Consider the following 25,211-nt stretch of genomic DNA (forward strand, 5'->3'; position numbering starts at 1 on the left):
TGGTCAGGGGGAGAGGCTGGCGATATAGGCCCGCCAGCCGCCGAAATCAGAGATGTCTTTTGCGCCTTTCAGCCCTTCGGCCTCGACGATGAAGCCTTTGGGCGTGGTGCCATCGGCGAGGCGCGCGGTGCCGATGCCCAAAGGCGCGGGGATGCCGGCGACGAAACTTCCGAAACTGGTGGCGGGGATCGCCCAGACCTCGGTTTTGATCCGGGCGCCCTCGCCGGGGGCTGTGCGCATCAGGCCGGGGCGGGCCGGCGGGCCGCCGGCGAGGACGTAAAGCCGGTATTCGGGCAGCGTCTCGACCGCGCGCAGGAACCGCGCGCCGCGTGAGGTCAGCTCATGGTTCAGCACCATGCCGGAAAGATGCGCGCCGACCACGGTGACCTCGATCTCATCCGGGCCCGCCTGCGGCGCCGGGGCCGCCAATGCGGGCACCGGGGTTTCGGTGGCCCCGATGGTATTCCTCGCCGCCGCCTGGATCCTGGCGCCAAGCGCTGCGATCAGCCCGTCGCGGCCTTTCGGCGCGATCAGCGTCACGCCCGAGGGGAAGCCGTCGCTGCGCCACCTGGACGGCACCGCCAATGCGCAGAGATCCAACAGGTTGACGAAATTCGTGTAAGTCCCGAGTTCCGAATTCGGCCCGACCGGATCGGCATCAAGATCGGCGCGGGTGCGGGGGCGCGGATAGGTCGGCACCACCAGCATGTCGATCTGGTTCCAGAGCGCCGAGGCGGTCAGCGCCAGTTCTTTCACCCGGTAAAACGCCGCAAACATATCGGCGGCCGAGTAATTGCTGGCGCCCGAGATGATCTTCAGCGTGGTCGGGTGCAGCACCTCGGGCCTGTTCTCGATGATCTCACGAATGGCCTGATAGCGCTCGGCCACCCAGGGGCCGGAATAGAGGAGGCGCGCCACCTCAAAGAGCGGCGCCATATCGACGGGTTTTGCCGGGGTGGCGATGATATTGCTCAGATCGGTCAGCGCGGCGTCAAAGGCGGCTTCGGACAGCGCGTCGCCGCCAAAAATGCGGCCCGCCGCGTCAGGGATGCCGATCCGCAGCCCGTCGGGCAGGTTTGAAGGTTTCAGCGCCTCGGGGATATTGCGCGACCAGGGATCAGCCGGGTTGTGGCCGCCCATCACCCGCAAGACAGTGCTGGCGTCCGCGACGGTTCCGGCGAAAATCGAAATCGTGTCCAGCGTCTGGCAGGCCGGCACCATGCCGTGATCCGAGATCACCCCCAAAGTCGGTTTCAGCCCCACGATATTGTTCAGCCCCGCCGGCACCCGGCCCGAGCCCGCCGTATCGGTGCCCAGCGAAAAGCTCACCAGCCCATGCCCGACCGCAACGCCCGAGCCGCCCGAAGAGCCCCCCGGCACATAATCCGGGTTGATCGAATTCCTTGGCACCGGCCAGGGGGTGCGCACGCCGACCAGCCCGGTCGCAAACTGGTCGAGATTGGTCTTGCCGATCAGGATCGCGCCGGCATCCAGCAGCCGTTGCACCGAAAAGGCGGTCTCATCGGGGATATAGGAAAAGGCCTCGCAGGCGGCGGTGGTCGGCACACCGGCCACGTCGATATTGTCCTTGGCTGCGAATGGCACACCCCAAAGCGGCCTGGCCACCGGATCAAACGGGCCGAGCGCCCGGGCCGCAGCAATGGCATCCTCTTCGGCGATCAGGGTGATGAAGATGCCCGGATCATTCAGCGCCTTCAGCCGCATATGGATATTCGCCACCACCCCGGCGGGGGAGAGACCTGTGGCATAGGCGGTGTGCAGCGAGGCAATCGTCGGAAACTCAACAGACATTCTGATTCCTCAGGCGGCGGCAATGACCAGCAGACGGTCGCCGGTGGCGACGGTTCGGCCGGGGCGGGCATGGATGCGGGCGATGGTGCCCGAGACCGGGGCGGTGACGGTGATCTCGGTCTTCATCGCCTCAAGGATGGCGACGGTGTCGCCGGCGCTGACTTCCTGGCCTTCCTCGACCAGCACTTTCCAGACCGAGCCATGCAGTTCCGCCAGCAGCGCCTCGCCGGCGATGTCGCTCTCATCCGGGGGCGGGGCATCGTCGATGGCGGCGAGCGCCTCATCCTCCTGCCAGCGGGCTACCTCTTCGGTAAAGGCCACGGCCTGGGCGGCTTTGAAGGCGGCGATGCTGTCTTTTTCGCTTTCCAGGAAGGCGTGATAGGCGCCGAGGTCGAAGACCTCTTCCTTGATCCGCACAGTAGCGCGACCCTCGCGGAAATCCTCGCGCAGCCGGTCGAGCTCCGGCTCTGACACCTCATGGAACCGCACCTGGTCGAAGAAGCGCAAAAGCCAGGGCTCGCCCGGGGTGAAGGAGGCGTTTTTGGTGAATTTGTTCCAGATCGGCAGGGTGCGACCGATCAGCTGATAGCCGCCGGGGCTGTCCATGCCATAGATGCACATATAGACGCCGCCGATGCCGACGGTGCCCTCGGCGGTGAAGGTGCGGGCGGGGTTGTATTTCGAGGTCAGCAGCCGATGGCGCGGGTCGATCGGCACCGCACAGGGGGCGCCAAGATAGACGTCGCCCAGCCCCATCACCATATAGCTGGTCTCGAATGCGATCCGCTTCACCTCGTCGCGCGAGGCGAGGCCGTTGATTCGCTGGATGAAATCGACATTGTTCGGCATCCACGGCGCGTTGGCGCGGACCGTCTCGCTATAGCGGGTCTGCGCATCCAGCGTGGCGCTGTCCTCAAACGCCATCGGCATATGGATGACGCGGGTTGCCAGCTTCATGCTGGCGATTTCCGGCAGCGTCTCTTCGACGGCCAGCAGCTTTGCGATCAGATCGGTCTGATGGATGATGCGCCCGTCATAATTGATCTGCAGAGACCGCACGCCCGGAGACAGCTCCAGGATGCCGTTGATCGGGCTGGCCTGCAGCGCCTCCATCAGCGCATGGACGCGGAAGCGGTAGCGCAGATCCAGCTCGTTCGGGCCATATTCCAGCAGGATATATTTGTCGCCGGCCTGGCGATAGGCAATGGCGGGGCGGTCGCCGATGGCGGGCAGTGCGGCGATCACCGTGGCGGAAACCGTCGCGGCGGGTGCCAGCGAGGGCGCGATGCGGGCGGGAAGGGGCGCAGGCGGGGTCAGGGTCGCGATGGCCGCGTCCTGGGCCTTCTCCAGCGCAAGCGCGTCGTCGAAACTCATCGGCCTGAACCGGATCCGGTCGCCTGGGCGGGCCTGGCCGATCTTCCACAGCTCGGCCTGGACGATGGTGGCGGGGCAGACGAAACCGCCAAGGCTTGGCCCGTCCTGGGTCAGGATCACGGGCATATCGCCGGTGAAATTGATCGCACCAATGGCATATTCGGTATCGTGGATGTTCGAGGGGTGCAGCCCGGCTTCACCGCCATCTGATCTGGCCCATGTGGGCTTTGGCCCGATCAGCCGCACGCCAAGGCGGTTCGAGTTGTAATGAACCTCCCAATCGGTGGCGAAAAACATCTCGATTGCCTCGGGCGTGAAGAAATCCGGGGCGCCGTGGGGGCCATAGGTGACGCCGACCTCCCAGGTCGTGCCATAGACGGGGATCAGCGCGTCGGGCGCCGGGGCGGCGGCAAGCGGCGCATCCGCCCCAAGCGCGATCACATCGCCCTTTTGCAGAACGCGGCCCGCATGGCCACCGAATTTCCCCAGCACAAAGGTCGCGCGGCTGCCAAGGTAAAGCGGAACATCCAGCCCGCCTGCCACCGCGAGGTAAGAGCGGCAGCCGGTTTCCGCCTTGCCGATCTCAAGCAACTGGCCGGCGCGGACGGTGACAGGGGACCAGAGCGCGATTTCGACCCCGTCGAGTCTTGCCCCGCAGCCGGCTCCGGTCAGCGCGATGGTGGTGTCGGAATGGAATTTGACCGAAGGCCCGACCAGGGTGCATTCGATCCCGGCGGCATCCGGGCTGTTGCCGACGATCCGGTTCGCCATGCGGAAGGCAAACGCGTCCATCGGCCCGGAAGGCGGCACCCCGATATGCCAGAATCCCATGCGGCCGGGGCAGTCCTGGATGGTGGTATAGGTGCCGGGTGCGGTGATTTCCAGGGCGTTCGGCGCATAGGCAAACCCGCCGAGCGCGCGGGTCGAGACCTGACCGGTCGCGAACATTTCAGACGCGGTGACCGCGCGCAGATAGCCGATATTGGTGGCGATTCCGGCAATGTTCGAGCCTTTCAGTGCGCTTTGCATTTTCGCGATGGCCTCTTCGCGTGTCTCGCCATGGACGATCAGCTTGGCGATCATCGGGTCATAGAATGGCGAGACAACCGAGCCGGTCGAGACCCAGCCATCCAGCCGCACATCCCCGGGGAAGGTCACCTCGGTCAACTCGCCCGCCGAGGGCAGGAAGTCATGCACCGGATCCTCGGCATAGATGCGGACCTCGATGGAATGGCCCTTCGCCTGCGGCAAGGCGGTCAGATCCGGCGGCGTGCCGGCGGCGGTCAGCAGCATCCATTCGACAAGGTCGATGCCCAGCACGGATTCGGTGACCGGATGTTCGACCTGGAGCCTGGTATTGACCTCCAGGAAGTAGAACGCATCGCGGGCGCGGTCATAGATATATTCAACCGTCCCCGCCGACTGATAGCCGACCGAGGCGCCCAGCGACTCGGCTGCCGCCATCATCGCGGCGCGGGTGGCAGCCGGCAGATCGGGGGCCGGGGTTTCCTCGACCACTTTCTGGTTGCGGCGTTGCAGCGAGCAGTCGCGCTCTCCCAAAGCGACAACGCGGCCCTGGCCGTCGCCGAAGATCTGCACCTCGACATGGCGGCCATTGTCGATGCAGCATTCCAGAAAGACGCCTGCATCTTTGAAGAAGTTCAGCGCCTGGCGGCGGACGGTGTCGAACGCCTCGGTCAGCGCTGTCGCATCGCCGCAGCGGGTCATGCCGATGCCACCGCCGCCGGCGGTGGATTTCAGCATCACCGGATAGCCGATGCGGGCTGCCTCGCTCAGCGCCTGTTCTGCAGTGTCAAGAAGGCCAGAGCCCGGAACCAGCGGCACGCCGGCGGCTTCGGCCAGCTCGCGCGAGGTGTGTTTCAGCCCGAACTGGCGGATCTGGTCGGGGGTTGGGCCGACGAAAGTGATGCCATCGGCAGCGCAAGCCTCTGCGAATGCGGTGTTTTCCGACAGGAACCCATAGCCGGGGATCACTGCCTCGGCGCCATGCTCTTTGGCGGCCGCAAGGATCAGATCGGCGCGCAGATAGGTATCGGCAGGCTTGTCGCCCGGCAGCCGCACCGCGACATCCGCCAGCGCCACATGCGGGCTGCCATGGTCGGGATCGGAATGCACGGCGACCGCGCGGATGCCCATCGCCTTCAGCGTGCGGATGATGCGGGCGGCAATCTCTCCGCGATTGGCGACGAGAACGGTGCGGAACATGGTGCGGCCCCCGGGCGTTGTGCCGCACAGCATTCCCCGTCCCGGCGGCGCAGGGGCCACGGGAGAAGGGCGTGTCGTGATCGGCGGAATGGTGATCTGTCAGCACTTTTGCAGTTGCAGCAAAGGCTGGCATGTTGCCCCGGGTTATGAAATTGCTAATAATTCACATAAGCGGTTCCGAAAATGTATCACCCTTGTCAAAGTCTTTCCGGATGAAACACTTATACGACTTTCAGCTGATCGAATCCGTGGCGCGAACCGGCTCTATGCGGCGCGCGGCCGAGGATATGAACCTCACCGGATCGGCGCTGAACCGCAGAATCCGCCGCTTTGAGGAGGATTTCGGCTTTGAGATCTTCGAGCGCCTGCCCGGTGGCGTGCGGCTGAACCCGGCGGGCGAGATGCTTTTGCACCATTACCGCAGCACGCGGTCAGACCTCGCGCGGGTGCGCAGCCAGGTGGCGGATCTGGCGGGTGAGCGGCGCGGTCATGTCTCGATTGCCTGCAGCCAGGCGCTGACGCCCTATTTTCTGCCCGAACAGATCGCCCGCTATCGCGCCCAGCATCCCGGCGTCACTTTCGCGGTCAAGGTCGGTGACCGCGCCCAGGCCGAGGCGCAGCTGGAGAATTTCGCCGCCGATCTCGTGCTGGTCTATGAGCCGGTCTATCTCGTGGATTTCGCGGTGATCGAAACCCTGCCGCAGCGGGTGCATGCGATCCTCTCGGCCAGCGATCCCCTGGCGGTAAAGCCGGAACTGAGGCTGCGCGAGGTGCTGGCCAGGCCCTGCGTGCTGCCATCAACACAATATGGCGTGCGCCATCTGCTGGAGCTTGGCACCCGCAAGCTGAAGCGGCAATTCGACCCGGTGGTGGAATCCGACAGTTTCGACCTGATCCGCCACTATATCCAGCATGAGCAGGCGATCGGCTTCCAGATCCCGATCGGGCTGAGAGAGCCCGCAGACGGCTCGCTGGTCTTCCGCCCGATTGCCGAGCGTGACGTGCCGGTCGGCAATCTGTTTCTGGGCCAGCGCCAGGGCCGGACCTTGCCGGTGGCCTCGGCCAGATTCGCCATGCAGCTGGCCAGCGTTTTCGCCAATGCGGCCGGCTGAAGGGGGACGCGTCGCCTGCGGGGCTGTTTCTGATTCTCCGACAGTGGCGGGCGAGACCCGGGCCACCCTGCAACCTGGGCGGGAGAGGGGGGTGAATCATGGCGTTGACGTGGCGGCGGACGCTGGGGAATGAATGCATTAAAAAATAGTTAACTATCAGATATAAATGTCAGAAATATAAAATCGCTTTCCGGATTTCCGGTCGCACAGTCCTAAAAGGACCGCGAACCCGCCTGATTTGAGACAAAAACAATGAACATCCTCCAGGCATGTGTCGTTACGAGTTAGGGCAGGCAAATGTCAGGCCAGTTGTTGCAATTTGAAGAAGCGGAGACCCGCCGGTTTGCGGTGGCCGTTGGAAGAGTACGTTCCGGACAGACTGATCTTTTCGCCAGGCTGTCCAGCCAGGCCCCGGCGGTTTTCCGGTCGCGCCGGATCCTCACGGCTTCGGCGCCGCGCCATGCGGCTGCGGCGGGTACGGGGCTGAATTCGGGGCAGGATGCAGAGCGCCGCATCGTCTCTGAAGAGCTTGCCTGAACATTGTTGCTGCCGGCGGGACCAGAGCCGGAATTCTGATCTGGTCCGGCTGTGATATCTGTATGCGGCCTGGTCCGCGCCATTGTTGAGAGGCCTTCATGACGAAGGGTAACATCAGGCTGAAGCACCGCGAGGGGTTTGAGGAACTCAACCGCTATTGGTCGCGCCTGGAGGATCTTGAGAAAGCGGTCGAGAATTTCTACGAATTCTCGCTGGCCTTCGTTGAGGAACCCATCGAGCGTGTGCTTGACAAGATCCGCTCGTTTGAACCCTCGGTCTCGGTGATCGGGCAGATCAAGGCCGGGAAAAGCACCCTGGTCAATGCGCTGATCGGGGAAACCGATCTCCTGCCTGCGGATGTGAATCCCTGGACCTCGGTGATCACCGCGCTGCATCTGAACAGCCGGCACCGGCCCTTCAACACCCGCGCGCTGTTCCGCTTTTTCGACCAGCATGAATGGGACCGTCTGGTGGCGACCGGCGGCCGCCTTGGCGAGATGGCCACCCGCGCCGGTTTCGAGCAGGAGGCCGATGAGGTCCGCGCCCAGGTCACCCAGATGCGCCAGACCACCGAGGCGCGGCTGGGGGCGGATTTCGGCACGATCATCGGGTCGAACCATTCCTTCCCGACGCTCGAAAAGGAAACCATCAACCGCTATATCTGCTATGGCGATCCGTCCGAGCTGAAAGACGGCTCGGGTGACGGCGTCTATGCCGATATCACCAAGACCGCCGATCTCTATATCGAGGCCGAAGGTCTGCCCTCGGGGCTGTGCATTCGTGACACGCCCGGCGTGAACGACACCTTTATGATGCGCGAGCAGATCACGCTGAACGCGATCCAGGACAGCCGGGTCTGCGTCGTGGTCCTGTCGGCGCATCAGGCGCTGTCGACGATGGATGTGGCGATCCTGCGCATCATCTGCGCCGTCGAGGCGCGCGAGGTGGTGATCTTCGTCAACCGGATCGACGAGCTGGCCGATCCGCAGGCCGAAGAGGAAAAGATTCGCGCCTCGATCCGCCGCACGCTGGCGCGGCTGGGGCTGGACCAGGACATCTCGATCCTGTTCGGCTCGGGCTATTGGGCGAATTATGCGATCTCGGGCGCGGGCACGCTGATGCCGCGCAGCCTCGAATCGCTGAAAAAGTTGAATCCGGGGCTGAAGGTTTCCGACCGCAATGCGCTGCGCGCGGCGGCGTTTGAATCCTCGGGCGTTCCGGCGCTGCACCGGCTGATTGCACAGCGCGTGGTCGAAGGGCCGGGCGCGGCCTTCCTGAAAGACATCGAAGCCGAGATCAAGCTTATCATCGAGATGAGCGAGGCGGTGGATTCGGCGGCACGTCTGCGCGATGCCGGCATGGCGGTTCTGACCATCAGCCAGGAAGAGCTGATGATGAAGGTCGCGGATTCGCTGCAAAAGGTGATGGTCACCTTTGATGCGGCGGCGGTCGAACTGCGCGCCGGCCTGCATGAGCGCCTGACCCGAGCCCGCGATACCTTTGTGGATTCCGCCGTCGAGGCGCTGCAATCGCATATCCAGGCCTTTGGCGAGACCGGCTCCTGGGATCACGATCCGACGGGCCTTCGGATGATGATGCGCACCGCCTATCTCTCGGCCTGTTCCAAACTGCGGCGTGAGGGCGAGGTCAGTTTCGAATCCGTGCTGGATGCGGTGCAGGACGTGCTGCAAAACGAGCTGGGCGTCTATCGCAACGCCGCCAGCATCGACTTCCCCGAACAGCAGCAGCATACCGCGCCAACCGTGCTGGCGCGCACGCTGTCGCTGGACCTACAGGGCACCTGGTGGCAACGGATCTGGGAGACCGGCGCGACCGGCAGGCTGGCCGGGCGCTTCCTGCGCTTTGGCGCAGCGAAGAAGGTCGAAAAGAAATACCGCGCGCTGATCGTCGAAGAGACCCAGCCGCTGATCGACAATCTGCTGACGGATTTCTTTGATCCGGCGGTGGCGGCGACCCGTGAGATCGTCACCGGCTTTGCGCTTGACCAGAGCCGGTTCTGCGAGGCGCTGCTGGAGCGGCTGCATGAAAACGGGCCGGAGCCGATGGATGAGGGCAGCCTTGCCCGGTTGAGCGATGCCAGGAGGTTATCGGCATGATGGGATTCTGGAACCGCAGAAAACCTGCCGAGCCGGTCCCCGAGCGTCCGGCCACCCCTGTGCAGCGCAAGCCGCGCATCCTGATCGCTGGTGAATTCAGCGCCGGAAAGACCCATCTGATCAACGGGCTGGTGGGCGTGTCCGTGCTGCCCTCGAATGTCACCGCGACCGCCCTGCCGCCGGTCTGGCTGGTCCGGGGCGAGCCCGCACTGATCCGTGTCGGCTTTTCGGGCCGGGGCGAGCCGCTGGCTGATCTGAGCAATGTCGATCTGGAAAAGACCCAATATTGCGTGATGTCTAACCCGGCCCCGGTGCTGACCGGGATGGATATCATCGACACGCCCGGCAATTCCGATCCGAATATGGCGGCCGAGATCTGGCAGCGCATGCTGGCCTTTGCCGATGTCGTGATCTGGTGCACCAATGCGACCCAGGCCTGGCGGCAAAGCGAAAAGGCGGTCTGGCAGGCGATGCCGGCCCGGCTGCGCCAGAATGCGACGCTGGTGGTGACCCATGCCGATCTGCTGGGCAGCCCGGCCATGACTGATCGTGTGTTGCAGCGTGTGCAGCGCGAGGCCGGCACGTTTTTCGACCATTTCCTGATGGCCTCGCTTTTGCAGCGCGAGGATCTGGACCGGATCTCGGCCCATCTGCGCATGCTCAGCGGCACGCTGCGGCTTGACGGGGCGGCCAATGCGCTGATCAGCGATTTCGCAGCCTCGGTGCCGGTGCGCAGCACCACGCCTGCTCCGGAACCGGCAAGGCCCGCCGCCGCTGCGGCGCTGCCCGAGGCCGCGGATGAGGTGGCAGAAGACCTGAACCAGGATATCGGCCCCGATGCCCTGCAGGACCGCGCGCCCGGCGGCGCCAGGGTGCTGAAACTTGTCCGGACCCGTCGCCGGGAGGATGGCGGGAGCGGCAATTCCCCCGCTGCCCGGACCGGACCGGCTGCACCGGAGCCAGGCCGTGCCCGCCTGTTATGGGTCGAGCTGAGCAAGACCGTAGACCAGAGCGATCCGGAATCGCTGCTGGCCGCTGTGGATCACCTTATTGCCCGGCTGGATGCGCAACCCGCCCAGACCGGAACCCTTAATACTGTTTCTGCCAGCAGCGCCGGACATTCCGGTGCGGCGGCGGATGTTTATGAGTGAGGAGCTGTCATGCAAATTGCACCCAACCAGCGCCAGGAACTGAATTTTCTGCGGGATTCCCTTGACGGGATCGACAAGGTCGTCAGCCGCGAGATGCGCGCCGGTTTTCGCGTGTTGCGGGAACGGCTGGACAACTGGGCTGCGAAAGTCGCGGTGATCGGCCAGGTCAAGGCGGGTAAATCGACCTTCCTGAACTCGTTCCTTTACAGCCATGATTTCCTGCCCTCGGATGTGAACCCCTGGACTTCGGTGGTCACCAATATCCGGGTGAACCTGCCCGGCGATCCGGTGATGGGCGCAAAGTTCGAATTCTTCGGCGAGGCGGACTGGAACGAGATCGTCAATGGGGATTCGCGCATCCGCAAGCTGACCGAACAGCTGCTGCCGGGCTTTGACACCCATCTTTTGCGCGAACAAAGCGAGCAGATGCGCCAGCGCGCCGAAGAGCGGCTGGGCAAGCGCTATGCCGATCTGTTGGGCACCACCCATGATTACGACTATATCTCTTCGGAACTGCTGAAGAGCTATGTCTGCGCCGGTGCCGAAGATGAGACTGATCCGACGGCGGCGGGGCGTTATGCCATGCTGACCAGGGTGGCCAATGTCTATATGCGGCTGCCGGAATTCCAGGTGCCGACTATCATCACCGACACGCCCGGCGTGAATGACCCCTTCCTTGTCCGTGATGAATTCACCTGCCGCAGCCTCGACAAGTCGGATGTGTTCGTCATCGTGCTTTCGGCGCATCAGCCGCTGACAGATGTGGACATCGCGCTGATCCGCATTCTGGCGAAACAGGACAACAAGGATGTTCTGGTCTTTGTGAACCGCATCGACGAGCTGGACGATTACGACACCGATGTGCCGCGCGTGATCGAGGATGTCTCGCAGCGTCTGTGCGGCGCGATCCCGGATATTGATTTCACCATCGTGGCCGGGTCGGCCTGGATGGCGGATCTGACGCTCCAGGACGGGCCCGAGGCCGAGGCAGACCGCGCCGCCCTGGATGACACCCGCCTCGCCCGCTATATCCATTCGCGCTATGGCTATCTGCCCGATGACCGCTGTGAGCGTCTGATGCTCGCCTCTGGCATGCGCGACGTGAAACTGGCGCTGTCGCAGCTGATCGACTCGGGCGTTGGCCGCTCGCAAATGGCACAGATCAAGGCGGATATCCGGGCCGAGCTGAACGGTGCGCTGTTCGTGGCGCGGCGCGAACGCGCCTCGCTGCAAACCCAGATGGGCAGCGTCAACAGCGAGGTCGCCAATATGGCGATCGAGGATCTCCAGGTCGAGATCGACGCCATCCGCAAGGTGCAATCCGAGCTGGAGGGCCATGTCGAGAATGCCGAGGCCCAGATCGAGAAAGTGCTGACCAAGGCCTGGTCGAGGCTGGAAACCCGGCTGATCGGCATGATCGAAAGCTTTATCGAGGACCAGAAGCCGGAATTCGAGGCGCGGATCATGGCCGGCAAGCTGCGTGGCGAGACCGCGAAGGCGATGGAAATCGACCTCTCGCCGCTGCAAAAGGTGATGGAGCGCGAGCTGACCTCGGCCTGGAAGAACTCGCGTGCGGGGACCGATGTGGTGCTTTCGAACGGGCTGTCCTCGTGCCAGCAGACGATCAAAGACCGCTTTCAGGAGCGGACCGAGGGCATCGACCTTTCCGACCTGCCTTATGACGAATTCGCCTCGACGCTGACGCTGGCGAAACGGTCGCTCAGGGTGAATTTCATCAGCAATCGCAGCTGGGCCTTCTGGCGTAAGCCCGGGATCAATGTCGAGAAAAGCCTTGCCGCGCTGAGGATGATCGCCGCCGAAGAGCTGCGCCCGCCGATGGAAAAGCTGCTTGCCGCCTTCAACGAGGCCCAGGTGGAACGCGCCGGCGCCGGGATCGACCGGATCCGGGTGATGCTGAGGATGTTCGAGGTCTCGCTGAACGAACGCGTCCACCGGCTGAAGAAGGACATGGTGGAATTCGAGATGGTGGTGAACGATCCCGATTTCCGCCGTCGCATCGTGCATCGGCTGCAAAGCCAGATGGAGGTGCTGGAGCGCCGTCTGATCAACCTGTCCGCCGTGGAAAGCGCGCTGGCCCAGGCGGATGTGACACGGGCGGCCGCTGCCGCCTGACCGGATGGCGCCCGATGATGGGGCCGAAAAGCGGGACGGATCCGGCAAGGGTCCGTCCCCATCATTTCAGTCGCAATCTCTGATTGAAATTCTGAAAAATCATTACCTTAAGCGCCACCGAAATCTGAATCCGGAACATGGAAAATCCACCTCAGGTCCACAAATTTTCCACAAAGGCGGGACAGTTTTGCAAAGTACGAGGAAGAGGTCATCGGACCGGTTCCTCCGGTTGTGTTATGTGCTGATTAACGAGCGGGTTGTGCTCTGACTGATCGTCCAGACAGGCCGGAAGACCGTCTGATCCCTATCCCCCGGGAAATGCTGGCAGGATGCGACTCTTTCGGGGGCAACTGCCATTTCGACACTGCGATCAATGCTCCCGCAAAGGGGAATGGGAACATGAAGAACACGAAAACCGCCGCAAAAGGCGCATCCGCCGCTGCATCAGGCGGGCCGGTGCGGCCGCGCAACCTCGACCTGCTTAGCCAGGGCAGCGAGGTGATTCAGCCCTTCTTCCACACGCTGAACACATTGCGGGATGCGGTTCTGACCCAGGCGGGCGAGGCTGACAGCGGCATGAGCCGCAAGCTGATGGCGCTGGCGAAGAAGATTGACAGTTTCGAGGCCTCGGTCACTCTGGTGGGCCAGGTCAAGGCCGGCAAGACCGCGCTGGTCAACGTGCTCAGCGGCCAGGCCGGATTGCTTCCGACCGATGTGAATCCCTGGACATCGGTTGTGACCTCGCTGCATGTCAATTCAAAGCAGGCCAGTACGAGGACCTGCGCTCGGTTCAAGTTCTTTGACAACAGCGAATGGGACAAGATGGTGCGTGGCGGCGGCCGGATCGGCGAGCTGGCCCGTCGTGCCGGCGCGGAAGACGATCTGGAAAAGCTGCGCGGCCAGATCGACCAGATGCGCGAAACCGCACGCCGCCGCCTCTCGGCGAATTACGAGAAATTGCTGGGGAAAACACACAGATACAACTATGTCGACCGTGAGCTGATCGAGCGCTATGTCTGCCTTGGTGATCCTGATGAGCTGGCGCTGAACCCGAAAAGCCAGCAGGGCAAATTCTCGGATATCACCAGATCGGCGGATGTCTGGCTGGATGTGCCGCAGCTTTCCGGCAGCTATCTGTTCCGCGACACACCCGGCGTGAACGATACATTCCTTGTGCGCGAACAGATCACCATCCAGGCGCTGCGCGGGTCCAGGGTCTGCGTCGTGGTCCTTTCGGCGCATGAGGCGCTGAACAGCACTGATCTTGCGCTGGTGCGGCTGATTTCCAACTATGAATCGCGCCAGGTCATTTTGTTCGTCAATCGCATCGACGAGCTGGAATCGCCCTATGAACAGGTTGCCGAGATCTATGAAAGCATCAACAGGACGCTGCGCCCCTATGGCCGCCTGCGCGATGTGAAGGTGATTTTCGGCTCTGCCCGCTGGGCCGAAATGGCGCTGAACGGCGATATTTCGGATCTGGATGATGATGCCGAATCGGCGCTGGCCGACTGGGCGCGGAATTGCGATGTCGGCGCCGATCCGCGCCAGATGCCGCATCTGTGGAAGCTCTCGGGCATCCCCGAGCTGATGCGCAGCATCAATGAGCGTATCGTCGAACGGTCCGGCGCGCGCCATCTGGCAGCGGTCAGGGCGAGTCTGGCCAATATCTCTGCCGCTATGGCTGCCCGAGAGGCGCTGGCCAGCGGGCGTGATGCGGCGGGGCGGCTGGCCAGCGTCGATCCGGCACAGCTGCGCGACGATCTGGGCGGCCTTGGCACCCGGGCGCGGCACAAGCTGGAAGAGACACTGTCACGGCTGGAAAGCGACCTCACGCCGGCGCTGAGCCAAGTGCAGACCGATTACGTTACCCGCGCCACCGATGCACTGGTCGACCATCTGCGCAGCGCGGGCCGTGACGAGAGCTGGACCTTCAACTCCTCGGGGCTGCGGCTGGTTCTGCGCACCACCTGCGACCGTTTCTCGGCCCGGGCGCGCGCCCAGGTGGAATCGGTTTTCCACGGCGCGGCCAGCGATTTCAGCGGTGTCTATCTGGGCACGCTGGGCCTGAGGATCGACGGCTTCCGGATCGAGCCGCCCCAGGTGCCGAAAGCGCCGCCGCCGGTCGTTCTGGGCAAGACCATCGCCATTGATCTGGGCGGCACCTGGTGGAAACGCTGGTGGCAGCGCCGCAAGAATCCGGCCACCCTGGCGGATGAATATCGCAGCCTGATCGAGGCCGAGATCGGCTCGGTGATCGGCGATCTGAAGCAAAGCCAGTTCACCGATGTTTTCGGCGAGATCCGCCGGATCTTTGATGAGTTCCTGGCCGAACAGACGGAAACCCTGCTCGACCTGGTGGAGAGCAGCCCGGATGCGGGTGATGGCGCGGCGGATTCCGATGAATTCGGCGCGATGATTGCCGAAATGCTGGAGTCGATCCGGCTGGAAGAGGCCCCGGAGGAAGAGGGCGAAGAAGAAGAGGGGCGCGACCCGGCCATCAGTGGCGATACATTCGAACTCCGCAAAGCCGTGGGAGGCTATTGATGCGCAACAGCGAGACCCAGGAGCGGTACGTCACCGAAGCGCAGCTGAACCGTCTGTCGGACTGGAGCAGGCGCAAACCGGTCATTGCCCTGATGGGGGAATTCAGCGCCGGCAAATCGACACTGATGAATCTGCTGATCGGGCAGAATATCCTGCCGACCCAGGTGACCGCGACGCAGATGCCGCCGGTCTGGATCCGCTATGGGTCCGGCGCGCCAAGTCTGGTCGATCACGCGGGCAAACATCATCCGGTCAACCTGGGCGACCGGGCCTCCATTCCGGTCAACCGCACCAAATATATCCGGCTTTATTGCGAAGCCGATATCCTGAAACAGTGCGATCTGATTGATACGCCCGGTATTTCAGACCCGAATATCCCGGTGGAAAACTGGATCCGCACCATTCGCTATGCCAATGCGGTGATGTGGTGCACCCATGCCTGTCAGGCCTGGCGCGAAAGCGAGCGCGGCGCCTGGGAGGCGCTGCCGAAACGGCTGCGTCAGACCTCGATCCTGCTGGCCACCCGCAAGGACAAGATCACCTCGGAGCTGGATCGCAGCAAGATCGGGCGCCGGCTGGAGCGTGAGACCCAGACGCTGTTCTCCGCGCGGATGTTCATCTCACTGACCAATGCGATCCGCGCCCGCCAGGCCGGCGACAGCGCGGGCTGGGCGGAAAGCGGCGCCCAGGAATTCTCGGAAATGCTGGCGAGGATCGTCGAAGGCATTTCGGTGCAGCGCAGCGTCCTGCTGGAACGCTATGTCCCGGGCGCCAACAATGCGAAACCGCAGGGCACTGAACGGGCGGCTGCGCTGATCCCGGATACGGCGATGGCCGAAGAGGGGCTCTGTAGCGCAAACAGCGTCAGGGGTTCATCTGGTGAACCCGGCATGACAGCCGATCTGCATGAAGAGGCCGCCACCCTCGACCTTGTAGGGGGGTAGTAACTCTGGCAGACGGTCACAGAAACCGATGGGCAGACCGAAGCCTTTGAAAACCGGACAGAAAGAGGCTTGTCCGGCGTTAGTTGTGCTGGTGGGGAAATGAAATCAGGGGGCGAAACTGAGCGATCCAGCGCTATTCACCGCGCATCTGATCGACATTTACCCCACATCCGGTCGACATTGCCGCGCAACGGCTAACATTTTGAACCGAAATGTATTCCCGGCAATCTACGCGGAACGGTTCAGCAGGTAAAGCTATTGTAACTCAGGTGATGCAATGGGGAGAACTGTGACCGCTGGTCACAGTTTCCGCTCACCAGGACATAGCTGCCCTGACCAGCATGACTATGGCGCAGGCTATCCCGTCCAGGATTATCTGTTCGGCCCGCCGCCTGCTAAGGTCTTGTATAAAATCACAAATCAGCCTTTCCGGCTGGCCGAGAAGTTCATAGTCCGCGCGCTGGAGTCCTCGCTTGATGGCGTGGCGATGCTGGTGCGCACCTCGTTCCTTGAGGGACAAAGCCGCTACGCGAGCCTGTTCAAAAAACAACCGCCGACCCATGTGCTCCAGTTCGCCGAGCGCGTGATCATGCATAAGGGCAAGATGCTCGATCCTGACGTGCCAGTGCGCACCTGGAGCAAGAAGCTTGGTGAGTGGGTCATGCGCAAGCCGTCGACCGCGACCTCCTATTGCTGGCTCGTCTGGATTCGGAACAGCTCCGGCCCGTCGCGGATCATCTGGATCCCGCCTTGCCGCAAGCAGCTGACGAAGCCGGGTGATTACCTGCTGCCGGAGGTGCTGGCGGCATGAGCCCGGATCTCGACGGCCTGCCGGATTCGCTCGTAGACCTCGCCGAGGCCCTCGGCCTGCGCATTGCGCTGGTTTTCATGCGCGAGTTCGGCGGCCGCGAGATGCGGATCCCGAAAAAGCCCGGCGCTGATCACCCGATCCTCAGGGCGCTTGGTGATGACGACGGCCGCGCCCTGTGCCACTACTTGGCAGATCAGACGGTTTACGTGCCGCATTGCCGTGCCACTGGACGCCGCCGCGCCGTGCTGGATATGATCTCGGCCGGGAAGACCCAGGGCAGGATTGCCCGCGAGCTGAAGCTGTCCGAGCGCCATGTGCGCCGGATCGCCAATACCGCCCACTCTGAAACTCCTGATCTTTTCTTTGGTCTGGAAGACTGACCGGACAGATGTCCGGACCAATCCGCGCATGTCACGCGCGATGGTGCGAGCGATCCTCAGGAGCGCTCCATGTCCAAAGCCGCCACATCCCTCATCCAGACCGGCCTGCGCGATGCTGGCTTTTCGCCAGGCGTGATCGACGGTTTCTATGGTCCGAAAACCGCCAATGCCGCGCAGGCCTGGCTGCTACGCGGCAGGATCGGCCCTGACACTGCCGTCGCTCTGATCCAGTCTGGCCTCCGGGATCTCGGGTATGCCCCCGGCGCGATTGATGGTCGGTTCGGCCCAAAGACCAATTCGGCTGCGCAAGCCTGGCTGATGGCGCGCGGCGTGTCTGCCCGTGCGGTCCTCCTCCCGACAACCAGCTCCATGATTTATCAGGGCAGCGCCCGTTACCCGGTCGAGGAGATCTGCGTCCATACCAGCGCCACCTTGCCGGACTGGATGGAGGCGAGTTCGATCCAGGCGCAACGGGCAGAGATCCGGCGCTGGCATGTGTCGCCGAAACCCATCGGCGAAGGCTGGAACGACATCGGCTACCACCATCTGGTTTTCCGGAAAGGTGCGACCATCGCGGGCCGTGCGGAGACCGTGATCGGCGCGGGCGTCAGGAACCACAATCAGGGCGTTATCCATACACTAACCCTGACGATCCGACTACCAGGTACGGAGCCTCGCTGGGCGCTCCGAGCAGCTACACCGGAGGGCGAATCGCGCAGTACGGTGACGGCCGCGATGATGCCGCCAACAACTCAGCTGCGATCCGGTTGGCCTGGAGCCAGATCCGTGGCCGGTATGCCTGGCAGGATGGCCGCAGCAGCAATCGGGATATTTACGGCGTCTCCGGCACCGGCTATTCCGCGATCACACAGCGATATCTCTGGGCAAACGGCCTCTATATTGCCGATGGCGCGGCGGTCGGAAACACCGTCAACCGCGTGAGGTCCTGCACCAATCTGGCAGCCATCACGGATGCGAATTTCGGCCCTGCCGTGCGCGGGGATCGCTGGCTTTACATCCAACCATCAGCCGGGGGCTTCACCGGCGCGGTCTGCACCACCGCCGGCACTCTGGGCAGCACGGCAGTCATCAAGCAATTCGGCGAGGACCGGGAGGTCTATATCCGGCTCAACAACATCGAGGCGAACAATCACGGCGTCCCGGCACTGGCGCTGTTTCGCGGGTTCATCTCGCGCGCGGCCTTTGAGGCTGGCGCCCATTACGTCTGGGAGGCCAGCGTTGAATTTGCCTCTGACGTGACGCTGCCGCTCTGGCCGCAGGCCTATGCCGCCCTCGTCGAGGTGCATGGGCTGGAGGCCGTTGAATCGTCAACCTTGCCATGATCCTGTGGCTGCTGATCTGCGACCGGCTCGGGCTGGTCGGGAGTTGTCAGGATCTGACGGACGAGCCTCCCGCCCGCCCCGATCCTGACAGCTAAAATTTTTCTGCCAAAGCTGACCCACCGTTCTGCCAAAGCTGGCGCGGCGCAACAGACCTGCAAGATCCCGACCCGCAAGACCCGGACCTGGCCAGGCCTCAACAGGACGCTCAGGCGCTGCGGCTTGCTGACGATCTGGTTCGATCCTGCCATCCCCTGGGAAATCGCGCCGACCGGGAAGCGCGGCCGACAGCCTGACGACAGCGATGCCGTGAGCCAGATTTGAGCTGGGTCGGAAAACAGTCCGGGGGACCGTTTTCCCGCCAGCCATGAGACGGCCCTGACCCTGCCGGCAGCGGCGTTCGCCACCTGCGCCGTGGGCGACGCGCCGATGCCGGGGCATTTGCCGGTCTCACCGATGCTGCCGGAAGATAAAGCGACGGGCTTTGCCGCCGGGCCCGGCGGCAGGGATGCGCTGGATGTCGGGTTCGGACAGCCGCTTTGGGATTTCGGGCTGACGCGGGATCCGCAAGCCGGGCAGCTGCCGCCAATGATGCAGAATATGACGCCGGTGGTGACGCCGCCGGCGATACCCGATATTCTGTCCGGGGCCATGATGGCCGGGGCGCAACCCAACCCAGCACAGTCAGTCAGGGGAATGCGATGAAAGACGAGACCGCCGGGGCAGGCAAATGCCCGTTTGGCTTTGGCGGTGAGGCAAGGCCGGTCACGGTGTCGACCCCGAAACCCGCCGGAGCCGGCAGCGCAGCGGTGGCCGAGGCCGATGGCTACCGCCATCTGTCGACGGCCCCGGGCACGGCCCGTGACAAGCTGCCGGACCTGTTGCGAGATCCGGTGCCCGAGGGCGAGAACGGTCTTGCCACCGGGCGCTGCCTTTGCGGCAAGGTGAGCTTCCGCTCGAACCAACCCTTCTCGATGGTGTTTGCCAGCCATGATGCGGTGTCGCGCAAACGCTCGGGCGGGGTGGCGCTGACCATCATGCTGCGCGCCGGCAGCACCGCCTTCGCCGGCTGGGACAATCTGGTGCATTACCAGGTCTCGGAGCGCGAGGTCTCGTGCTTTTGCAGCACCTGCGGCACGCCGGTTCTGACCCGCTATCTGGCGCCGGATGTGATGTCCGGGATGATCTCGCTTTCGGCCGGGCTCCTGGACCGGACCGGGGGGCTGCGCCTTGCCGCCGATATCAGCCATGATGAGAAACCGGATTTCTACGCCTTTGAGGGCGAGCGCCGGGTGATCAACACTGCCGAGCTGGAGGCGATGTTCGCCGGGCGCGGGCGCTGACGCGCCGCGATTGATCCAGGTCAAGGCCGGCGCCGGACCCGTCCGGCACAAAGAGGGGCCCCGTCTTTTCGAACCCCTTCGGAGAGGGCGGGGCGCGGCCCTGGCCTTACCCTGCTGTTCGTGCGTTTCCGGGGTGGGGTCGGGGTCGGGGTCGGACTCCGGACGTGGCGCCGATCTGCATCCGGGCCGGTTGTCCCCTGGCGGATCACGACCCGCTCACGGCTGCGGCATTTGCGCACTGCGGCGAGGCGTCGGCTCAAACTTGAATCAGTGATGGAATATTTGACGCATATCAAAGCCGGTCCGCTGCCGGCCTGCGATAACCAACGCGTCACAGCCGATTCCGGAGTAATTCCGTGTCTACACCAGAAGCCAGCCCGCCGAGCCTTTATGCGGCGCGTGAGCCGATCTTCCCCCGCCGGGTCAAAGGCCATTTTCGCACCGCGAAATGGTGGATCATGGCGATTACGCTGGGCATTTATTACATCACCCCCTGGATCCGCTGGGACCGCGGCCCGAACCTGCCCGATCAGGCCGTTCTGCTCGACCTGGCGAACCGCCGTTTCTTCTTCTTTATGATCGAGATCTGGCCGCACGAATTCTACTTTGTCGCGGGCCTGTTGATCATGGCAGGGCTGGGGCTGTTTCTGTTCACCTCGGCCGCCGGACGGGTCTGGTGCGGCTATGCCTGCCCGCAAACCGTCTGGACCGACCTTTTCATCCTGGTCGAGCGATGGATCGAGGGCGACCGCAATGCGCGGATTCGCCTGCATCGCAGCAAGTGGACAGGAGAAAAGATCCGCAAATCCGCGATCAAATGGGGCACCTGGTTTCTGATCGGCCTTGCCACCGGCGGCGCCTGGATCTTTTACTTCACCGATGCGCCCACGCTTTTGCGCGACCTGGTGACGCTCAGCGCCCATCCTGTCGCCTGGATCACCATGCTGATCCTGACCATGACCACCTTCATTTTCGGTGGCTTCATGCGTGAACAGGTCTGCATCTATATGTGCCCCTGGCCGCGTATTCAGGCCGCGATGATGGACGAAGACACCATCACCATCGCTTACCGCGACTGGCGGGGCGAGCCGCGCGGCAAACCTGCGGCCGACAAGGGCGACTGCATCGACTGCATGGCCTGTGTGAACGTCTGCCCGATGGGGATCGACATCAGGAATGGCCAGCAGCTGGCCTGTATCACCTGCGGGCTCTGCATTGATGCCTGCAATGATATGATGGACAGGATCGGCAAGCCGCGCGGGCTGATCGACTATATCGCCCTGACCGATGAGGCGCGCGAGCGTAAGGGTGAACCTGCCATCCCGGCCTGGAAACATATTCTGCGCCTGCGCACCATCCTTTACACGGCGCTCTGGGCCGGGGTGGGGGTCGCACTGGTGGTGGCGCTGTTCCTGCGCAGCCCGATTGATGTCAATGTCACGCCGGTCAGGAATCCGACCTTTGTGACGCTTTCGGATGGCACCATTCGCAACACCTATGAGATCCGTCTGCGCAATATGGAAGGCGAGGCCCGCTGGTTCAGCTTTAGCGTCGAGGATCCGTCGCTGGCTCTGTCGGTCGAAGGCGGCGAGAATGGCCGTACGCTGGTGGCCGCGAATGAAACGGCGCATGTGCGGCTTTATGTGACGGCGGCGCCGGGCACGCCCGCCGCAACCACGCAACGCAGCGATATCCGGCTCTGGATCGAGGGTGATCCGGTGCCGGGCGTCAAAGACAGCAAAGACCGGGTGTCGAAGGATACCGTCTTCAACGGCAAGGGGAACTGAGCCATGGCCAATCGCATCGGCACCGGGATCAGTAGCGGGCAAAGGGGGCAGGAATGAACGCTGCGCAGCTTCCGGGCTTTCAGCCCATCTTTCTTCTGTTCGTGCCGCTGGTGCTGGTGGTGATCGGCTTTGGCCTCTGGTTCAGACGTGGCACGCTGACCGGCGGCAAGGTGCTGTTCGCGGTGCTGTCCTTCTTTGGCATCGTCACGGCGGTCAATCTCTTCATGGCCTTCAAGGCGATTTCGACCTTCCCGGGGCTTGAGGTGCAAAGCTCTTACGTCGCGGGTCGTGGCTTCGACGGGCGCCGCGCGGCGCAAGAGGCGCTTGGCTGGACGGTGGCGCAGGATTACCAGCCCGGCCGCATGCGGCTGAGCATCACCGATGCCAGCGGCAAGGCGGTCGAGGCGCGGGCGCTGGAGGCTGTGATCGGCCGGGTGACCGTCGCGAGAGACGACCAGGTCCCGGAATTTCGATGGACGGGCGAGGGATATGAGGCGGCGGTAGAGCTGGGATCGGGCGAATGGATGATGAAGGTCCAGGCCATCGCCCAGGACGGCACGCCGTTTGAACGCCGCCTCGATTTCGTAGTAACGCCGAAAGGGTGAGGTCCCGGGATGAGCATTGCCGCCAATGACCTGAAGCAGATGCCGGAAAGCCCCGGCGGCGTCTCGGCCTGCCCGGCCTGCGTCGTCGCCCCCGCCGCCGCCGATCTGGCGCGGGTGGTGAAAGACGCGCGGATCGTGCTGTCACTGCCGGCGGCACATTGCGCGGACTGTATTTCGAGGGTGGAAAAGGCGCTGCAGGCGGTGGAGGGGGTGCGTTCGGCGCGGCTTAATCTGACGATGAAACGGGTCTCGGTCGATGCCGGGCCCGAGGTTTCGCCCGCCGATCTGATCCAGGTGCTGGACCGCGCCGGCTATGAGGCGCATGAACTGGACCCCGGCTTGCTGTCGGTGACCGAGACCGACCGCCAGGGCCGTGATCTGCTGATGCGGATGGGCGTGGCGTTTTTCTCGATGATGAATGTCATGCTCTTGTCGGTTGCGGTCTGGTCCGGCGCCGATGGGGCGACGCGCGACATGTTCCACTGGATCTCGGGCGCCATCGCGCTGCCGACGGTGGCGTTCTCCTCGCAACCCTTCTTCAAGGGCGCCTGGCGGTCGATGAAAGCCGGGCGGCTGGGGATGGATTTCCCGATCAGCCTCGCGATCCTGCTGGCCTGTTTCATCTCGCTTTACGAGACGATCAATTCCGGGGTGCATGTCTATTTCGACGCCGCCGTGATGCTGACCTTCTTCCTGCTGATCGGGCGCTATCTCGATCACCGCACCCGCGCGATTGCACGCTCTGCCGCGCAGGAGCTGGCTGCGCTGGAAGTGCCGCGCGCCATTGTGCTGCTGGACGGGGCCGAGGTGGTGAAACCGATCAGCGAGGTTGCCGTCGGCGATCTGGTGCTGGTGCGCCCCGGCGGGCGGATGCCGGTCGATGGTGTGGTGACCGAGGGCGCCTCTGAGGTCGACCGCAGCCTTTTGACCGGCGAGACGCTGCCGGTTGCGGCCCATCCCGGCACGGTCGTCTCTGCCGGGGAGGTCAATCTGACCGGCCCGCTGACCTTGCGCGTGACGGCGGCGGGCAAGGACAGCTCGCTGCATCAGATGGCCGATCTGGTCGCGGTGGCCGAGGCGGCAAAGACCCGTTACACCTCGCTGGCCGAGCGCGCGGCGCATGCCTATTCCTCGATCGTGCATGTGCTGGCGGGCGTCGCCTTTGGCGGCTGGCTGATCTATACCGGCGGCGATTTTCGTATGTCGGTCAATATCATGGCCGCTGTTCTGATCATCACCTGCCCCTGCGCGCTTGGCCTCGCGGTTCCGGCGGTGCTGACCTCGGCGAGCGGAAAGCTCTTTCGCAAGGGGATGCTGATCAAGGACGGCACCGCGCTGGAGCGCATGTCCCAGATCGATACGGTGGTGTTCGACAAGACCGGCACCCTGACGATGGGCCAGCCGCTGGTGACCAATTTCGACAGCCACCCGTTATCTGCGCGTGAAGTGGCCCTGGCGCTCGCCGGTGCCTCCTCGCATCCGCTGGCAATGGCGCTTGCCGAGACCGCCCGCGCGGCGGGGCTGCGGCCTGCCCGGGTGGAAGACATCCGCGAGATGCCGGGTTACGGGATCGAGGGGACATGGAAGGGCCTTCGCGTCCGGCTTGGCCGCGCTGAATGGTGCGGCGCGATGCCGGGTCAGGAAACAGCGACCTGGCTTTCGACCGGTGAGGGCGCGCCGCGCGCCTTTACCTTCAGCGACCGGCTGCGCCCCGGCGCTGCGGACCTGATGGCGGCGCTGAAAGCCGGTGGCCAGCGGGTGATCCTGCTGTCGGGCGACACGGAGACGGCGGTGTCGTCGCTGGCAGCGGAACTTGGAATCGACGACTGGTCGGCAGGCGTGTTGCCGGCCGAAAAAGCCGCTCGCATCCGCGATCTCAGGGCGACAGGCGCCCAGGTGCTGATGGTCGGCGACGGGCTGAACGACACGGCGGCGCTGGCCGAGGCCTATGTCTCGATCTCGCCCGCCTCGGCGCTGGATGCGGCGCGGGTGGCCTCGGATATCGTGCTTCTGGGGCAGAATATCGCGCCCATCGCCGATGCGATCCGCATTTCGCGCCAGGCGTCAAAGCGGATTGTCGAGAACTTCAAGATTTCCGCGGGCTATAATATCGTCGCGGTGCCGCTGGCGCTGTTTGGCATGGCGACGCCGCTGGCGGCAGCGCTGGCGATGTCGCTGTCGTCGATCACGGTCTCGCTGAATGCGCTGCGGCTGAAATAGGGGGCGGTTCATGGAAATCCTCGGCATCCTGATCCCGGTTTCGCTTCTCATGGGGGGAGTCGGCCTGGTGGCTTTCATCTGGGCGATGCGTTCAAAGCAGTTCGACGACCCCGAGGGCGACGCCAACCGCATTCTGACGAAGGACTGGGACGACAAGCCCCGCCCGGACTGAGCGCCCCGCCCCGGCCCCCCTGACCGCGCGGCATTCCCGACTTCGCAAGCCTTCCCGGCTGGCGCATGATGGGCCTGTGCATAGTCAGGAGATCCAGGTGCGACACTCCCTTATTGCGGCTGTCCTGGTCGTATCCCTTTTGCCCGGGCAGGCCATGGCCTGTGCGGTCACCGATCTGCTGACGCCGGACCGGGCAGAGGCTGCGGATTTCGTGCTGGCCGGGCGGCTGGTCAGCTATCAGCCGAATGTCTGGGACAGTTTCCCGAAAGAGCCCGTCTATGCCCTGGTGCGGTTGCAGGTCACCGATGTCTGGAAAGGTGCCGTCGGGGCGGAGTTCGAGTTTCTGCTGACCGATGAAGAGATGCCGCTGATGCAGGACTGGCAATGGCCCGATGAGATCATCATCGCGGCGATGGATCCGGGGAAACCCGGCGCCCCTCCGCGTGAGAGCCTGCCGAAAGTGCATCAGCGGATCTGCTCCATGGCCTTTGCCCCGGTGACGGATGAAACGCTGGGCGAATACCGTGCCTGGTTCGGCAAGGTGGATTGAGGCTGCCTGATACGAAAAGGCCCCCGGTCAGCGCCGGGGGCCTTTTCGCA

Annotated in this window: 19 protein-coding genes and 1 pseudogene; 18 read left to right on the forward strand and 2 right to left on the reverse strand. The window is 63.8% G+C overall.

Features of this window, described 5'->3' with window-relative positions; translation table 11 throughout:
- Positions 1-3: 3 nt before the first annotated feature.
- Both atzF and uca read right to left on the reverse strand, forming a co-directional pair.
- On the reverse strand, positions 4-1,812 hold the full coding sequence (gene atzF, locus DRF71_RS11540; RefSeq protein ID WP_112310674.1) for an allophanate hydrolase: 1,809 nt from the start codon (positions 1,810-1,812) through the stop codon (positions 4-6).
- Positions 1,813-1,821: 9 nt separating this feature from the next.
- Positions 1,822-5,412, reverse strand: a complete 3,591-nt coding sequence (gene uca / locus DRF71_RS11545) for an urea carboxylase (protein WP_112310675.1) — start codon at positions 5,410-5,412, stop codon at positions 1,822-1,824.
- Between the two features lie 212 nt (positions 5,413-5,624).
- Between uca and DRF71_RS11550 the strand changes: the two genes are divergently transcribed.
- From DRF71_RS11550 to DRF71_RS11635, 18 genes and pseudogenes are all read left to right on the forward strand, one after another.
- Positions 5,625-6,524, forward strand: a complete 900-nt coding sequence (locus DRF71_RS11550) for a LysR family transcriptional regulator (protein WP_112310676.1) — start codon at positions 5,625-5,627, stop codon at positions 6,522-6,524.
- Between the two features lie 635 nt (positions 6,525-7,159).
- Positions 7,160-9,178 carry a dynamin family protein gene (locus DRF71_RS11560; RefSeq protein WP_112310678.1) on the forward strand — a complete coding sequence of 673 codons (2,019 nt, stop codon included), beginning with the start codon at positions 7,160-7,162 and terminating at the stop codon, positions 9,176-9,178.
- Positions 9,175-10,329 carry a dynamin family protein gene (locus DRF71_RS11565; protein WP_112310679.1) on the forward strand — a complete coding sequence of 385 codons (1,155 nt, stop codon included), beginning with the start codon at positions 9,175-9,177 and terminating at the stop codon, positions 10,327-10,329. Before DRF71_RS11560 ends, DRF71_RS11565 begins: the two co-directional genes overlap by 4 nt.
- Before the next feature lie 9 nt (positions 10,330-10,338).
- Entirely contained in the window at positions 10,339-12,462 is a 2,124-nt protein-coding gene (locus tag DRF71_RS11570) for a dynamin family protein (RefSeq protein WP_112310680.1), read from the forward strand.
- A 399-nt stretch (positions 12,463-12,861) separates the two neighbouring features.
- Positions 12,862-15,009 (forward strand): dynamin family protein, encoded by a 2,148-nt coding sequence (locus tag DRF71_RS11575; RefSeq protein WP_157971047.1) that lies wholly within the window; start codon positions 12,862-12,864, stop codon positions 15,007-15,009.
- Positions 15,009-15,953: a dynamin family protein gene (locus tag DRF71_RS11580; RefSeq protein ID WP_112310682.1), complete on the forward strand. Its 945-nt coding sequence runs from the start codon at positions 15,009-15,011 to the stop codon at positions 15,951-15,953. Before DRF71_RS11575 ends, DRF71_RS11580 begins: the two co-directional genes overlap by 1 nt.
- Before the next feature lie 289 nt (positions 15,954-16,242).
- Positions 16,243-16,764, forward strand: coding sequence for a methyltransferase (locus DRF71_RS11585; RefSeq protein ID WP_157971048.1), 522 nt, complete (start codon positions 16,243-16,245; stop codon positions 16,762-16,764).
- Positions 16,761-17,144 carry a hypothetical protein gene (locus DRF71_RS11590; protein ID WP_112310684.1) on the forward strand — a complete coding sequence of 128 codons (384 nt, stop codon included), beginning with the start codon at positions 16,761-16,763 and terminating at the stop codon, positions 17,142-17,144. Before DRF71_RS11585 ends, DRF71_RS11590 begins: the two co-directional genes overlap by 4 nt.
- A gap of 69 nt (positions 17,145-17,213) precedes the next feature.
- A complete protein-coding gene (locus DRF71_RS28600; protein WP_157971049.1) occupies positions 17,214-18,086 on the forward strand; it encodes a peptidoglycan-binding protein in 873 nt (290 codons plus the stop codon).
- Positions 18,083-18,487, forward strand: a complete 405-nt coding sequence (locus DRF71_RS11595; RefSeq protein WP_157971050.1) for a hypothetical protein — start codon at positions 18,083-18,085, stop codon at positions 18,485-18,487. The genes DRF71_RS28600 and DRF71_RS11595 overlap by 4 nt, the downstream gene beginning before the upstream one ends.
- 159 nt (positions 18,488-18,646) lie before the next feature.
- A pseudogene (locus tag DRF71_RS11600) lies at positions 18,647-18,802 on the forward strand (IS5/IS1182 family transposase); the annotation flags it as partial.
- 111 nt (positions 18,803-18,913) lie between these two features.
- The gene (locus DRF71_RS11605; RefSeq protein WP_232831467.1) at positions 18,914-19,189 is read left to right on the forward strand and encodes a hypothetical protein; all 276 of its coding nucleotides are present in this window, start codon (positions 18,914-18,916) and stop codon (positions 19,187-19,189) included.
- Entirely contained in the window at positions 19,186-19,827 is a 642-nt protein-coding gene (locus DRF71_RS11610; RefSeq protein ID WP_112310687.1) for a GFA family protein, read from the forward strand. The genes DRF71_RS11605 and DRF71_RS11610 overlap by 4 nt, the downstream gene beginning before the upstream one ends.
- A 356-nt stretch (positions 19,828-20,183) precedes the next feature.
- Positions 20,184-21,614 carry a cytochrome c oxidase accessory protein CcoG gene (ccoG, locus tag DRF71_RS11615; RefSeq protein WP_112310688.1) on the forward strand — a complete coding sequence of 477 codons (1,431 nt, stop codon included), beginning with the start codon at positions 20,184-20,186 and terminating at the stop codon, positions 21,612-21,614.
- Between the two features lie 53 nt (positions 21,615-21,667).
- The gene (locus DRF71_RS11620; protein ID WP_112310689.1) at positions 21,668-22,219 is read left to right on the forward strand and encodes a FixH family protein; all 552 of its coding nucleotides are present in this window, start codon (positions 21,668-21,670) and stop codon (positions 22,217-22,219) included.
- Positions 22,220-22,228: 9 nt separating this feature from the next.
- Entirely contained in the window at positions 22,229-24,439 is a 2,211-nt protein-coding gene (locus tag DRF71_RS11625) for a heavy metal translocating P-type ATPase (RefSeq protein WP_112310690.1), read from the forward strand.
- A 10-nt stretch (positions 24,440-24,449) separates the two neighbouring features.
- The gene (gene ccoS / locus DRF71_RS11630) at positions 24,450-24,611 is read left to right on the forward strand and encodes a cbb3-type cytochrome oxidase assembly protein CcoS (protein ID WP_112310691.1); all 162 of its coding nucleotides are present in this window, start codon (positions 24,450-24,452) and stop codon (positions 24,609-24,611) included.
- Positions 24,612-24,708: 97 nt separating this feature from the next.
- Complete coding sequence (locus tag DRF71_RS11635; RefSeq protein ID WP_157971051.1) at positions 24,709-25,161, forward strand: hypothetical protein; 453 nt, start codon at positions 24,709-24,711, stop codon at positions 25,159-25,161.
- Positions 25,162-25,211 lie beyond the last annotated feature (50 nt).

The organism is Pseudogemmobacter bohemicus, assembly GCF_003290025.1.
Classification (GTDB): Bacteria; Pseudomonadota; Alphaproteobacteria; order Rhodobacterales; family Rhodobacteraceae; genus Pseudogemmobacter; species Pseudogemmobacter bohemicus.

What these genes read in the sequence shown, in the direction of transcription:
- atzF (WP_112310674.1), bottom strand. Translation starts at nt 1,812, where the DNA reads ATGTCTGTTGAGTTTCCGACGATTGCCTCGCTGCACACCGCCTATGCC.
- uca (WP_112310675.1), bottom strand. Translation starts at nt 5,412, where the DNA reads ATGTTCCGCACCGTTCTCGTCGCCAATCGCGGAGAGATTGCCGCCCGC.
- DRF71_RS11550 (WP_112310676.1), top strand. Translation starts at nt 5,625, where the DNA reads ATGAAACACTTATACGACTTTCAGCTGATCGAATCCGTGGCGCGAACC.
- DRF71_RS11560 (WP_112310678.1), top strand. Translation starts at nt 7,160, where the DNA reads ATGACGAAGGGTAACATCAGGCTGAAGCACCGCGAGGGGTTTGAGGAA.
- DRF71_RS11565 (WP_112310679.1), top strand. Translation starts at nt 9,175, where the DNA reads ATGATGGGATTCTGGAACCGCAGAAAACCTGCCGAGCCGGTCCCCGAG.
- DRF71_RS11570 (WP_112310680.1), top strand. Translation starts at nt 10,339, where the DNA reads ATGCAAATTGCACCCAACCAGCGCCAGGAACTGAATTTTCTGCGGGAT.
- DRF71_RS11575 (WP_157971047.1), top strand. Translation starts at nt 12,862, where the DNA reads ATGAAGAACACGAAAACCGCCGCAAAAGGCGCATCCGCCGCTGCATCA.
- DRF71_RS11580 (WP_112310682.1), top strand. Translation starts at nt 15,009, where the DNA reads ATGCGCAACAGCGAGACCCAGGAGCGGTACGTCACCGAAGCGCAGCTG.
- DRF71_RS11590 (WP_112310684.1), top strand. Translation starts at nt 16,761, where the DNA reads ATGAGCCCGGATCTCGACGGCCTGCCGGATTCGCTCGTAGACCTCGCC.
- DRF71_RS28600 (WP_157971049.1), top strand. Translation starts at nt 17,214, where the DNA reads ATGTCCAAAGCCGCCACATCCCTCATCCAGACCGGCCTGCGCGATGCT.
- DRF71_RS11605 (WP_232831467.1), top strand. Translation starts at nt 18,914, where the DNA reads ATGCCGGGGCATTTGCCGGTCTCACCGATGCTGCCGGAAGATAAAGCG.
- DRF71_RS11610 (WP_112310687.1), top strand. Translation starts at nt 19,186, where the DNA reads ATGAAAGACGAGACCGCCGGGGCAGGCAAATGCCCGTTTGGCTTTGGC.
- DRF71_RS11620 (WP_112310689.1), top strand. Translation starts at nt 21,668, where the DNA reads ATGAACGCTGCGCAGCTTCCGGGCTTTCAGCCCATCTTTCTTCTGTTC.
- DRF71_RS11625 (WP_112310690.1), top strand. Translation starts at nt 22,229, where the DNA reads ATGAGCATTGCCGCCAATGACCTGAAGCAGATGCCGGAAAGCCCCGGC.
- ccoS (WP_112310691.1), top strand. Translation starts at nt 24,450, where the DNA reads ATGGAAATCCTCGGCATCCTGATCCCGGTTTCGCTTCTCATGGGGGGA.